Origin of the sequence: Draconibacterium orientale (genome assembly GCF_900111425.1) — a bacterium.
GTDB classification, from domain to species: Bacteria; Bacteroidota; Bacteroidia; order Bacteroidales; family Prolixibacteraceae; genus Draconibacterium; species Draconibacterium orientale.
In genome coordinates, this window is sequence record NZ_FOHT01000001.1 from 121,634 (window position 1) to 133,840 (window position 12,207).

General features: G+C 43.1%; 11 protein-coding genes. 3 read left to right on the forward strand and 8 right to left on the reverse strand.

Going from position 1 to position 12,207, the window contains the following annotated elements:
• Nucleotides 1-47 precede the first annotated feature (47 nt).
• From BMW53_RS00495 to BMW53_RS00515, 5 genes are all read right to left on the reverse strand, one after another.
• Nucleotides 48-1,634: a sodium:solute symporter family protein gene (locus BMW53_RS00495; protein WP_038561541.1), complete on the reverse strand. Its 1,587-nt coding sequence runs from the start codon at nucleotides 1,632-1,634 to the stop codon at nucleotides 48-50.
• Between the two features lie 9 nt (nucleotides 1,635-1,643).
• On the reverse strand, nucleotides 1,644-1,823 hold the full coding sequence (locus BMW53_RS00500; RefSeq protein ID WP_038561538.1) for a symporter small accessory protein: 180 nt from the start codon (nucleotides 1,821-1,823) through the stop codon (nucleotides 1,644-1,646).
• 33 nt (nucleotides 1,824-1,856) lie between these two features.
• Nucleotides 1,857-2,291 carry an ACT domain-containing protein gene (locus BMW53_RS00505; RefSeq protein WP_038561535.1) on the reverse strand — a complete coding sequence of 145 codons (435 nt, stop codon included), beginning with the start codon at nucleotides 2,289-2,291 and terminating at the stop codon, nucleotides 1,857-1,859.
• 75 nt (nucleotides 2,292-2,366) lie between these two features.
• Nucleotides 2,367-3,686: a phenylacetate--CoA ligase family protein gene (locus tag BMW53_RS00510; RefSeq protein ID WP_038561532.1), complete on the reverse strand. Its 1,320-nt coding sequence runs from the start codon at nucleotides 3,684-3,686 to the stop codon at nucleotides 2,367-2,369.
• 3 nt (nucleotides 3,687-3,689) lie between these two features.
• Nucleotides 3,690-4,979 carry a DcaP family trimeric outer membrane transporter gene (locus BMW53_RS00515; protein WP_038561529.1) on the reverse strand — a complete coding sequence of 430 codons (1,290 nt, stop codon included), beginning with the start codon at nucleotides 4,977-4,979 and terminating at the stop codon, nucleotides 3,690-3,692.
• A 371-nt stretch (nucleotides 4,980-5,350) separates the two neighbouring features.
• On the opposite strand from BMW53_RS00515, the gene tnpA reads away from it, so the two are divergent.
• Nucleotides 5,351-5,758, forward strand: a complete 408-nt coding sequence (gene tnpA / locus BMW53_RS00520; RefSeq protein ID WP_038561526.1) for an IS200/IS605 family transposase — start codon at nucleotides 5,351-5,353, stop codon at nucleotides 5,756-5,758.
• Between the two features lie 177 nt (nucleotides 5,759-5,935).
• Here the strand turns inward: tnpA and BMW53_RS20715 are convergent, their stop codons facing one another.
• Nucleotides 5,936-6,517, reverse strand: a complete 582-nt coding sequence (locus BMW53_RS20715; RefSeq protein WP_038561523.1) for an indolepyruvate oxidoreductase subunit beta — start codon at nucleotides 6,515-6,517, stop codon at nucleotides 5,936-5,938.
• Between the two features lie 6 nt (nucleotides 6,518-6,523).
• Entirely contained in the window at nucleotides 6,524-8,143 is a 1,620-nt protein-coding gene (locus BMW53_RS00530; RefSeq protein WP_038561520.1) for a thiamine pyrophosphate-dependent enzyme, read from the reverse strand.
• A gap of 210 nt (nucleotides 8,144-8,353) precedes the next feature.
• Between BMW53_RS00530 and BMW53_RS00535 the strand changes: the two genes are divergently transcribed.
• Together BMW53_RS00535 and BMW53_RS00540 are read left to right on the forward strand one after the other, a co-directional pair.
• A complete protein-coding gene (locus tag BMW53_RS00535) occupies nucleotides 8,354-9,976 on the forward strand; it encodes a PepSY-associated TM helix domain-containing protein (RefSeq protein WP_139177982.1) in 1,623 nt (540 codons plus the stop codon).
• Nucleotides 9,977-10,097: 121 nt separating this feature from the next.
• Nucleotides 10,098-10,886: a class I SAM-dependent methyltransferase gene (locus tag BMW53_RS00540; protein WP_038561516.1), complete on the forward strand. Its 789-nt coding sequence runs from the start codon at nucleotides 10,098-10,100 to the stop codon at nucleotides 10,884-10,886.
• Nucleotides 10,887-10,957: 71 nt separating this feature from the next.
• On the opposite strand, the gene BMW53_RS00545 is transcribed toward BMW53_RS00540, so the two are convergent.
• The gene (locus tag BMW53_RS00545; protein ID WP_038561513.1) at nucleotides 10,958-12,202 is read right to left on the reverse strand and encodes an ATP-binding cassette domain-containing protein; all 1,245 of its coding nucleotides are present in this window, start codon (nucleotides 12,200-12,202) and stop codon (nucleotides 10,958-10,960) included.
• Between the last annotated feature and the right edge of the window lie 5 nt (nucleotides 12,203-12,207).

A 12,207-nucleotide genomic window follows, 5' to 3' on the forward strand; every position in this document is an offset into this window, starting at 1 on the left:
ATACGCCAACGAAAACTATATTTTCAATTCGTTCAAAACCTGTACCACTATTTTATTTCATGATAACAGGCGGCCAGGTGCTCGTCGGATGTTTTTTGCGTAAACAAAGAAACGGCAATAAGAACCGCAATCGATACCGGCAAGGCAATTACTATCGGGTCGATGATCATCCATGGGAACTCGGTTGCCAGCGTTGGTTTGCCAAACAGTGCCTGACAAATTCCCAGCGGTTCCGATTCTTTTGCGTGCATGAACGCCAGGGCAAAAACACTGGCTGCCAATCCCGACAAAATACTCCATAAAGCAGCTGTTTTTGTTACCCGTTTCCAGTATAAAGCGGCAAAATACACCGGAAGAAAAGCAGCAGCGCAAATACCAAAGAAAATAGCCGTTCCGCGGGCAATAATACTTCCGGGCAATTTATAGCCAATTATAATACTGATTATAATAGCTACGATGATGGAAATTTTCGACAGTAGCATGGAATTGAATTGCTTTTTTGGAAAGATATTTTCGATAAAATCGCGCCCCAACGATGTTCCCATGGCATGAAACTGCGAACTTAAGGTTGACATTCCGGCCGACAGCAGTGCCAGCATAAAAAGGTAGACAAACCACTCGGGCATAGCTGCACTAATGTATTCCGGGATTATCAGATCGACATTTCCCTGCGCAAACTGAATTGCCAACTGGCTTGTTTCCTTATAAAAATAAACATTGCTAAGCGCACCAACAGTGTAAATAAAGCCGGTTGCCACAAAAATAAATATTCCACCAATAAGCACGGCACGGTTTAGTTCGCGGTTACTTTTTACGGTCATAAAACGCACAATAAGTTGTGGTTGTGCCAAAACGCCAACACCAACACCAAGAATAATATTGGTGGTTATGGTCCACCACCAGGCCGAATTCATTTTCGGGAAAGCAGTCCAACCTTCATGGCCGGCAGCTTTTAGGTTTTCGGGCACCAAATCGACCATATTGGTAAGTGCTTGATGAGCTGCACTAACTCCTCCCAATTTCTGGTAAGTAACAATCAACAGGAAAAACAAACTCAGAAACATGATACTTCCCTGCAGTGCGTCGGTGTACATTACCCCTTTTAAACCTCCGGCAATTACGTAGGCCGCAATAATTATGGAGAAAAAGGTTAAAGCGAGCGAGAAATCGATTTCAAAAATACTTTCGATAAAACGTGCGCCACCAATTAATACCACGGCAGCATAAAGCGGCATGGAAATAAAAATTACCGCACCACTGATAACCTGTATCTTTTTCGATTGAAAGCGGTTGCCCAGAAATTCGGGGAAAGTATGTGCATCGAGGTTATGCCCCATTTTTCGGGTAACACGCCCAAAAAACAGAAAAGCGATAAACACACCTATAATAATGTTCAGTGCAGTCAGCCAGATCAGGCCCATTCCGTAAACTCCAGCAATTCCGCCAAAACCAATAATGGCCGAGGTTGAAATAAATGTTGCGCCATACGACATGGCCATCACAAAAGGGTGAATATCGCGTCCGGCAAGCAAATAATCTTTTGCCGATTTTGTTTGGCTGTAGCCCCGGTATCCGAGGTAAGCAATTACTAACAGGTAGATAACAACTACCAGGCCCAGCGTAAATGTGTTCATAGCAGTTGTTTAAATTTCTTCTTTTAAATGTTCGTCTTTTTCTTCCCAATCCAGGTCGCGCTGAATTTCTTCGGTACTGGTTTCCATTCCTTTATTCCAGTTTAATGCCCCGTAAACCACACAGGCAATTAAACCTACCACAGCTAAAAGGTAACCGAGAATTACCCCGGGATCATTGATTCCAAGCATAAGTTTTTTAGTTTTTTGGTTGAGTATTTTTTGTTAACTGGTTCCGTAAACGGTTTGGTCATCGATGATTTTTACGCCTTGTTGTTCCAGTTTTTTTATCGATTCGGCATAATCATCAACATTTAATATCAGAATAGCTTTTTGTTTTTCGGTAATCACACGGCCAATGGCATTATCGAAATTCACTTCGGCCTTTGCCACTTCCATTAGCAGATCGTCGAGGCCACCGGCTTCATCGCGCATTTCAAGTGCAATTACTTTGCGCAGCGCCACCGACACACCCTTTTCGGCAAGCGCTTCTTTTGCCTTTATAGGATCGTTTACAATCAGGTTCAGAATTCCCCAACCGTTTGCGGTATCGTTTATGGCCATCGACCGGATGTTGATTTCAGCTTCTTTCAGCACTTTGGTTATCCGTTCGAAATGACCGATCTTATTTTCCAGAAATATTGATACTTCGTAAGCCATAGTTTTAGTTTCAAGTTTTTAGATTCAAGTTTCAAGTTCGTGCTAACTCAGTTCGCTGCTAACTGCAACTGTCAACTAATTTAAAAGTCCGTTTTTGCGGTTATCAGTAACGCGAATTGCTTTTCCTTCTGATTTTGGAATAGAACCGGCTTCCACGAGTTTTACAATCGGTTTCGCCAATACTTCATCACGAATTTGACGGGTGATCGTATTGCTCAAACTATTCAGACGTTTAATATCTCCCTGAAACCAATCGGATTTCACTTCTACTTCCACCACCATTTCATCGGCTCCGTTCATGGTTTCCAAATGGATCATATAATCCGATCCCACTTCCGGAATTTTCATCAGCACACCTTCAATTTGCATCGGGAATACGTTACAGCCTTTAATGATGAACATATCGTCGGAACGGCCGGTAATCCTATCGATACGGCGATGTGTGCGTCCACATTCGCATTCTCCCGGAATAATTCGTGTGATATCGCGGGTACGGTAGCGGATCAGCGGCATGGCTTCGCGGTCGAGCGTGGTCATTACCAACTCGCCATATTCACCGTCCGGAACGGGTTGCAGTGTTTCCGGGTCAATGATTTCCACCACGTATGAATCCTCCCAAATGTGCAGGCCATTTTGGTGTGTACATTCAAAAGCTACTCCCGGGCCGTTCATTTCCGAAAGTCCAAAGGAATTAAATGCCCGCACGCCATACATTTCTTCAATGCGTTTGCGTTGCGCATCGGTATGTGGCTCGGCACCAATTACCAGCGTTTTTAGCTGTGTATCTCTTTTCGGATCCAAACCTTCAGCTTCGAAAACTTCGTACAAACGCCCCAAATAACTGGGAATGGCATGTGCTGCTGTTGTTCCGTAATCGCGCATCAGTTTTATTTGGCGCAGGCTGTTGCCAGCACCGGCAGGAATACTTAGTGCACCTAATGTTTCAATGCCGTACTGAAAACCCAATCCGCCGGTAAACAATCCGTAACCGCATATATTCTGAAAAACATCGGTATCGCGAATGCCCGCACAAAACAGCGAGCGTGCCATCAGGTTTGCCCACGATTTCAGGTCGTGGCGGTTATGAAAAATTACGGTTGGATTTCCGGTGGTACCACTCGAACTGTGCAAACGGATGATATCCTTTTTCGGCAAACTTAAAAAGCCGTACGGAAAATTTTCGCGTAAATCCTGCTTGGTGGTAAACGGCAATTCCGCAATCTGCGATATCGCCTTTATTGCTCCCGGTTTTATATTTTTTTTGCTATACAAATTGCCATAAAAAGGCGACCTGCAAGCACTCTCTATTGTTTTATTCAATCGATCGACCTGCAGTTTCTGCAAATCTTTCTTCCCCAGAGTCTCAAACTCCTCCTGCCAGAATTCTATTGCCATACGCTAAAAATTATAGGTCAGCATGAACAGAATCCGATGATTGGTGGCGTTTACAGTATCATCGTAAAGTCCGTCTGAGAAATCGAAAGTTCCGGTTCCGTAATCGGCCGAATCGATTTCGTATTCCGCCACAAAACGAAGGTTTTTGTAGTTATACGCATAATGCGGCGCAATACGCCAGGCCTGTTTCATGGTAGGCATTAATCCTTTTGTTTTTGCTGCCCCATCGAAATTGTATAAGGCATCTTTTGTACCGAAATTAGTTGTTAACCCGGCAAACAGGCCTAGTTGATTTTGGGTTCCGTAAACCACATTCACAAAAGTTGATGACGTGGTATAATTGGAGTAGGTCATTCCACCTGTTCTTTCATCGTATGTTTTTACACCGTAACCACCGATCATCAGCATATTCGACAGGTTCTGGCCCACCATTTCTTTTACCAAAAAGAACCACTTATCTTTTTTGTAACCTGCGTAACTCATTACTGCATAACTGGTATTCAGCTCATCGCTCTGAAATTTTCCGGCGGCTCCTTCAGTAACATCGATGGGTTTTATAGCATTAAACTGACCAGCAATTCCCAAACTCATACCATTATCGTTGAAATATAAACCGGCCACCAACTCCGGAATTCCGGCATTTCGTTTTGCCAGGTTCTTGCTGTTGGTATTCGGCACATCGTAAAATCCGGCCGAACAATATTGTTGCTCGTAAAGCGCTGTTAACGAGAGCGAGGTTTTAGCACCCAATTTATAATCGAAATCGATTTGTGGCGAACGGTTAAACGGATTGTAAGGACTACCGGTATTCAACCCACCAACCTGCGGAAAAAAGGCACCGCTGCCATTCCATAAGGGATGCCAGGTTTGTCCGATGAGTAACGATGATTTTTCCCAATCGAGTTTTACATATGCCTTTCGCAAACGCAACACCTCCGGGTACTCGCTTACAATTCCGGAAAAATCGGTTTCGAAATTGGCTGATGTTTTCGCCCCTAAAATTTCAGGGCCGGTGATGTTAAAACCAAAACGGGTTGCCATAGCGGTAAAACCACCAATTCCTTGCTGATTGATGTGCTTCCCTTCAGCATCCAGTCCCTTGTAACTCGGGAAAAGATAAAAATTGTCCTGCGCGGCGTTAATTCCTTTGTACGAATCGTAATAAAACTCGCTTCGGATAAAACCGTAAAGTTCGATCGATGATTTTTTTGCCGAAACTTTGTTGTTGTCCTGTGCCGTGACAAAAATGGCAATCAGACACAAAATAGCCGTTAGTGATAAATATTTTTTCATTATGAAAATGGTTGTTGTTTTTGTTGATTGAAAAATGATTGTACACCCGAAGTCAGCGAATCAGCCCTTCGGGTAATAACAGAAGTAATCTAATAAGAAATAATATGTAGCACTCTTAAACACAAGGCTCAAAATTAGCAATTTTACAGCCCTGCCCAAGGTTGTACTTACAATTTGAATATAAAAAGGGCTTATTTATTTTGATTTCAAACTACACATAAAAAAGCTATCATTCACCAAGTCTTTATTGCCATTGGTTTAATAGAATTGGTATTCGAGCATAAAAGACTTAATTTTGACTAACCCCGACATTTATGTCGGGGATTGACCACAACTTTTAACCCGGGCTTTAGCCCTCAACCATCCAAATTATGGCCTACATAAGAATCTGGATACATTGCGTTTGGGGAACAAAAAAAAGAATTCCTTTTTTGAACCAAACAAACAAAGATGTCATTATTAACCACATTAAAGCAAACGCCAAAGAAAAAGGGATTTACCTTGATTTTATTAACGGGCACCAAGAACATATCCATTGTATTTTATCATTAAATGCTGACCAAAAGCTTTCAAAATCAATTCAACTACTAAAAGGCGAATCGTCATTTTGGATTAATAAAAATAATTTGTGTCCCGGGAAATTCGAATGGTCGGATGAATATTTTGCAGTATCGGTCAGTGAATCTCAAATCAATTCTGTTCGTGAATACATAAAAAACCAGGAAAAGCATCATTCCATAAAATCGTGGGATGAAGAATTCAAAGAATTCATGGATTAATATGGTTTCCATAAGATTAAGGGCTAAAGCCCCATTCTTTCTCTATTCTTTTTCCTCCGGCATAAATGCCGGAGTTAGTTAACATGAATAAAAAGACACGAACAAGTATTATTCATAAAAAAACCCATTCTCGAACTAAAGTCAGGAATGGGTTTGTTATTGATGGTTATGAATATTCTATTTGTTTGCCATTGCAAAATCCAAACCGGCTTTAAAAGCTTTTCGGTTCATTTCTACTACGGCTTCACCTTTTCTACTGAAAATATGTGCAATTCCGGCTTCAATTTTTTCCGGCTCAATATTCAGGAAAGGAGTAGCTGCCCCGAGCATTACCACATTCGATGCGCGTTTGTTACCAATTTCAGCCGCAATTTTATCGGCGTCGATAGCCACAAAACGTGGTTGTTTTTTTATTTCTGCCAAAACAGCCTCCACATCCGGGTAATTCGGGATGTTGATAAAAGGCGTGGTGTTGGTTACCACATAACCTTCGGGCGAAAGAAATGGCAGGTAACGCAAGGCTTCCATCGGTTCCACCGACAAAATCAAATCGGCTTTTCCCATCGGGATCAAATCGGCAGCAATTTCGCTGTCGGAAATACGCAGGTGCGACTGCACTGCCCCACCGCGCTGGCTCATTCCGTGCGTTTCGGCCTGTTTTAAAAACAAATTCTCGTTAATAGCTGCATCTCCAATAATGGATGCAATGGAAAGAATTCCCTGTCCGCCAACTCCGGCTAATATAATATCTGTTTTCATTTCTACTTATTTATTGGGATTATCTTTCATTTTCTTCTCCTTGCGCAATCGTTTTGCCGCTGCCTGAATACACTCTCTGCGGAAAACAATTACTGAAACACCTCCGTAAGCAATTTCTTCTTCGAAAGTCTGCACCATTAGTTCGTGGTATTTTTTCAGCGGTGTTAACACGCGAATATGGTTTGGATCAACACCAACTCCGGCACAAATGCTTTCAATTTTTCCGAGTGCCGAAGAATCCTGTCCTCCGGTCATCGACACCGATTCGTTATCGGAAATAACCACTACAATATTTGCCTCATCGTTAACAGCATCCAACAAACCGGTAATTCCCGAGTGCGTGAAAGTTGAATCGCCAATAACCGCCACAGCCGGTATTAATCCGGCATCGGCAGCCCCTTTTGCCATGGTTACCGAAGCGCCCATGTCAACACACGAGTAAATACTTTTGTACGGCGGCAAAGCACCCAGCGTATAACAACCGATATCGGAAAATACGCGTCCTTTAGTGTATTTATCAAGCGCTTCATTTAATGCTTTGTACATATCCTGATGGCCGCATCCCTGGCACAGTGCCGGCGGACGATTGACCACCAGTTCAGGAACATCGGCTCCAAGTTGTGTTTCTTTTCCCAATGCTTTTGCAACCAGGTCGGCATTCAATTCCCCATCGCGTGGCAAAGCACCACTTAATCGGCCCGATACCTGAACATCCTTTTTAAAGGCTGCCTTAACATGCTCTTCAACAACCGGATAACCTTCTTCCAACACCAACACCTCTTCGCAACGTTTGGCCATTTTATCCAAAAACTTCTGCGGAACCGGGTATTGCGAAAGTTTCAGTATGGTATAAGAACAGTCGTCTTTCGGATAATTTTCCTTCAGGTAATTGTATGCAATACCACAGGCAATAATTCCAAAGCTTTTGTCTTCGCCTTTGATGTATTCGTTGTATTTCGATTTTTTAGCGGTCTTCTCAAACAGCTCCTGTTTTTCAAGCAAACCTTTGTATCTTCTTCGGGCAATGGCCGGCAGCAAGACAAACTGACTTGGATCAGTTGGTAAAACCATATCGTTCTCGGCCAGCACCTCACTGCGAATTACTCCGGCACGCGAATGCGCCAAACGGGTTGTAATACGCACCATTACCGGAACTTCCAGTTTTTCAGACAGCTCAAATCCTTCGCGAACCATGTCGTAAGCTTCCTGCTGGTTGCTGGGCTCCAGAATGGGTATCATGGCAAACTTGCCGTAGAAACGGGAATCCTGCTCGTTTTGCGACGAGTGCATCGACGGATCGTCGGCAACAGTAATGATCAACCCACCGTTTATTCCGGTAATTGCAGAGTTAATGAATGCATCGGCAGCTACATTTAAACCTACATGTTTCATACAAACCATGGTACGTTTGCCGGCGTACGACATACCCAAAGCAGCTTCGTAAGCTGTTTTTTCGTTGGCCGACCACTTGCTGCGAATACCTTTTTCGATGGCAAGTTCATTCTCCTGAATAAACTCGGTTATTTCGGTTGAAGGAGTTCCGGGATAGGCATAAACCCCTGATATTCCACCATCAATAGCTCCCTGACCAATGGCTTCGACTCCTAAAAATAGATTTTTTTGCATTTTGGTTTATTTTACGAAGTCAACAAAAGTATTAATTTGAGGTTTTTATGCAATTAGGATTGTCATGTTTTGTCCTTATAATCAATATAAATTAGCCGGCACGTTAATTTTAATCTGCAAAACGGCACTCTGCCATTCCCCCTCGTTTGTACCATTTGTTACAAAACAAATTACAAATGTTAAACATATTTGCGCAACAAAAACTACCGCATGGCCCGAAAAAATTGGATAAAGACATTTAAAAAACTACATAAATGGCCGGCAATAATTATTGCTTTCATTGCCATTCTCTTTGCAACATCAGGAATTGTAATGAACCACCGGCAACTATTTTCCGGTTTTGATGTTTCCAGAAACTTACTACCCCAAAATTACAAGTACAAAAACTGGAACCTGGCAGCGGTTCGTGGTTCTGTTCAGCTGGAAAAAACCCATTTAATTTATGGAAATATCGGCGTTTGGAAGACTGATAACGATGTTCAAAAGTTGGAAGATTTTAACCAGGGATTTCCGAAAGGAATAGACAACCGGAAGATATATTCCATCATTCAGTTTAATAATGAGCTATTTGCCGGAACACAACTGGGCTTATACAAACGAAGCAAAACAGGCGGCTTCTGGCAAAAACAGGAAATTCCGGTAAATAAAGAACGCATTGCCGACCTGGAAATAAAAGACAATAAATTGCTGGTGCTTACGCGGCATTATTTGCTGGAAAGTACCGATGGGCAAAACTTCAGAAAAATACAATTACCGGAGCCGGTAAACTACCAGCGAAAAGCGGGATTATTTAATACCTTTTGGGAATTACACAGCGGAGAACTTTTTGGTTTGGCAGGAAAACTGTTTGTCGATTTACTGGGGCTGGTAACCATTCTGCTTTCAGTAACCGGACTGCTGCATTTTATCTTTCCGCAATGGATAAAACGCAGGAAGAAGAAAATTCAGTCGCGAACAGAAAAACCCAATCACCCCCTGCCCCCTCGAGGGGGTAAGCGAAATCAGAAGATTTCTAAAAATGAAACTGTATCGGTTGAGAGGTTGGTGAGGACAAAAAAGCAAAACCTGAACTGGCACAATGTTGTGGGTTATGTTTTTGCCTTGTTTCTGCTCATCAACACTTTTTCGGGGATGCACCTGCGGCCGCCTTTTTTAATTGCAATTGCCAATAAGCAGGTAGGTATAATTCCCGGTACGCACCTCGACAGTCCAAATCCGTGGTTCGATAAACTACGACGCATTCACTGGGATGCTGCCAACCGACGTTACATTTTTTCCACTGCCGACGGGTTTTACTTTGCCGACGAATACCTGAGCGAAAAACTCGTTCCGGCACCAGCTCAGCCACCGGTAAGTGTTATGGGCTGCAATGTACTGGAAGCAATTGACAACAATCATTTGTTAGTAGGATCATTCAGCGGTATGTTTATCTGGAATTCGAATAACGGCAGAACAGCCGACTTGTTTACCGGTAAACCTTACCTCCGCCCCGAAGGAATGGCACGCCCCATTGGGGCCAATAATGTTGCCGGTTTTGCACAGCTGGGCGACAATGCCTGGTGGTTCGACTATAGCAGGGGAGCCATAGCGCTAAATGAACAAAACCACCCCGCAACCATGGTTGCCATGCCCGATGAAATGCGTAGAGCATCGCCCATGTCGTTATGGAATTTGGCGCTTGAAATTCATACAGGCCGCATCTTTGAACATCTGGTGGGTAGTTTCTATATTTTGTTTGTGCCACTGGCGGGTATTTGCTTTATGCTGGTAATCATCAGCGGATTTTTCCTGTGGAGGATGACGTTTCGGAAAAAACGGGTAAAAAAAAGATAGCAACCAGGAGAATCGTTACAATTTTTGAGTGACCAGTATCCAGTATCCAGTATCCAGCATGTCCTTATCCACAGGCTTATAATTTCTGGTTATATTAGCCTTCTATAAAATTTGACGTATTATGGATTACATCAACATCAATAAAAAATTGTGGGACGAGAAAACCGACATTCATTTTAAATCGGAGTTTTACGATGTGGATACCTTTGTAAAAGGAAAGGATTCATTAAATTCAATTGAACTTGGATTACTGGGAAATATCGAAGGGAAAAGCATCCTGCACCTGCAATGCCATTTTGGGCAGGATACCATTTCGCTGGCACGACACGGTGCATTGGCAACCGGAGTTGATTTTTCGGGAAAAGCCATTGAAAAAGCCCGGCAGTTAAATAAACAGGTCGGTACCGATACACGGTTTATTCAATGCGATGTTTACAAATTGCCCGAAGTGCTGGATGAAAAATTTGACATCGTTTATACCTCGTACGGCGTTATTGGCTGGCTTCCCACTATGAAAAAGTGGGCAAACCTTATTGAGCATTTCTTAAAACCCGGAGGACAATTGGTTTTTGTTGAGTTTCATCCGATTGTTTGGATGTTTAGCTACGATTTTAAACGGGTGGAGTTCGACTACATGGAATCGGAAGCAATTGTTGAAGAACTGGAAGGCACCTATACCAATAAAGATGCGCCAATTAAGGCAAAGTCGGTGTGCTGGAACCACGGCCTGAGCACGGTAATCGATTCGCTGATAAAAGCAGGCCTTACGCTTACCCACTTTAAAGAATACAACTATTCGCCCTACGATTGCCTCGAAAATTTAGTTGAGGTTGAAAAAGGGAAATATAAAATTAAAGGGCTGGAGAATAAATTTCCATTGGTGTATTCGCTTATTGCAAAAAAAAGCTAAGTTCTTAAAACTCCCGATGGGCCCGTGATTTTCAAAATCGCAAAAAGTTCCATCAAGCACAAGAACTTTCTTTAACCCACCACCTCTCCCACCGAACCGTTTTCTCCCGGTTTCAGCTCAAAAACAAACGCGGGTTTTAAATCAGGCTCTGTACGGTGCGAAACATAAAGAATTGCTGTTTGGCTTTCTGCCGCAATTTTATTGATTAGTGCCGAAAGCAGTGCTGCACTTTTATCGTCCAGTCCGGTTGATGGCTCGTCGAGAATCAGCAGTGGCGGATGTTTAATCATGGCACGGGCAATCAGCACCATTCGGCGATGCACCTGCGAAAGATCGACAAAAGCCCGGTTACCCTTGTCGGCCAGTCCCAGCACTTTTAGCCACTCGTTGGCTACATGTTTTTGTATTTCGCTCGGCCGGTGGTACAATCCAATTGAATCGTGAAAACCGGAAATCACCATTTGTTCGGCGGTGTGGCGGCGTTTAAACAGCTCCATCATCGATGGTGTAAAATACCCGATCTTCTGTTTGATCTCCCAAACACTTTCGCCTGTTCCTTTTCGGCGGCCAAACAATTCAATGTTCTGCCCGAAAGCTTTTGGATTATCGCCGCTTATCATGGTTAAAATGGTGGTTTTCCCCGATCCGTTGGGGCCCTTTAATTGCCAAAATTCTCCGGGTTTAATCGTCCAGTTGATATTATTCAGGATTTGTCGTTCCCGGTATCTAACCGAAACATCACTTAGCTTTATCAACTCATTGTAGCTCAAATTTTGCTCGTGTAAAGGCCCCGGAATTTCTACAGAAAAGTGTATCTCCTTTTCCGGCTCAAACTTTTTAAGGTATTGTTCTATTCCATCGGCAAAAACCACCTTACCCTTATCCACACGCATGGCATGTTTAATAAACGGCAACAGGTCCGATTTTCGTTTAAACACCTGTATCACTGTCATTTCGTTGGCAATACTTTCCAGGCGCACTTTTAACTGCTTTACCGAAGCCACATCCAGCGCATCAAAAGGATTGTCGAGAATAATAAAATCGGGTTGTTTGGCCATCAGAACTTCCAGCAGCGCCTTTTTTTGCTCTCCGCTTGACAAGGTACGTATGCTGCGCCCAAAGCTTCTGGTCAGCTCGAAATTATCGTGTCTGAATTCTTCCTCGATAAACTTCGCCAGCGTTGTATTTGAAAACAACACCCCCCTTTTTCCTGTTAGTTCGGGGAAATGCTCTGAGCACTCCCCTTTCAAAAGTTGTTTCATAAATGCCGAATCCATCGCCAGATCATCGCCGTTTAAAGCCACATGTTTAAGCATATTCC

Excerpts from the sequence above, each read along its gene's own strand:
- BMW53_RS00505 (WP_038561535.1), bottom strand. The coding sequence starts at position 2,291 with ATGGCTTACGAAGTATCAATATTTCTGGAAAATAAGATCGGTCATTTC.
- BMW53_RS00545 (WP_038561513.1), bottom strand. The coding sequence starts at position 12,202 with ATGCTTAAACATGTGGCTTTAAACGGCGATGATCTGGCGATGGATTCG.
- tnpA (WP_038561526.1), top strand. The coding sequence starts at position 5,351 with ATGGCCTACATAAGAATCTGGATACATTGCGTTTGGGGAACAAAAAAA.
- BMW53_RS00495 (WP_038561541.1), bottom strand. The coding sequence starts at position 1,634 with ATGAACACATTTACGCTGGGCCTGGTAGTTGTTATCTACCTGTTAGTA.
- BMW53_RS00540 (WP_038561516.1), top strand. The coding sequence starts at position 10,098 with ATGGATTACATCAACATCAATAAAAAATTGTGGGACGAGAAAACCGAC.
- BMW53_RS00530 (WP_038561520.1), bottom strand. The coding sequence starts at position 8,143 with ATGCAAAAAAATCTATTTTTAGGAGTCGAAGCCATTGGTCAGGGAGCT.
- BMW53_RS00500 (WP_038561538.1), bottom strand. The coding sequence starts at position 1,823 with ATGCTTGGAATCAATGATCCCGGGGTAATTCTCGGTTACCTTTTAGCT.
- BMW53_RS00535 (WP_139177982.1), top strand. The coding sequence starts at position 8,354 with ATGGCCCGAAAAAATTGGATAAAGACATTTAAAAAACTACATAAATGG.
- BMW53_RS00515 (WP_038561529.1), bottom strand. The coding sequence starts at position 4,979 with ATGAAAAAATATTTATCACTAACGGCTATTTTGTGTCTGATTGCCATT.
- BMW53_RS20715 (WP_038561523.1), bottom strand. The coding sequence starts at position 6,517 with ATGAAAACAGATATTATATTAGCCGGAGTTGGCGGACAGGGAATTCTT.
- BMW53_RS00510 (WP_038561532.1), bottom strand. The coding sequence starts at position 3,686 with ATGGCAATAGAATTCTGGCAGGAGGAGTTTGAGACTCTGGGGAAGAAA.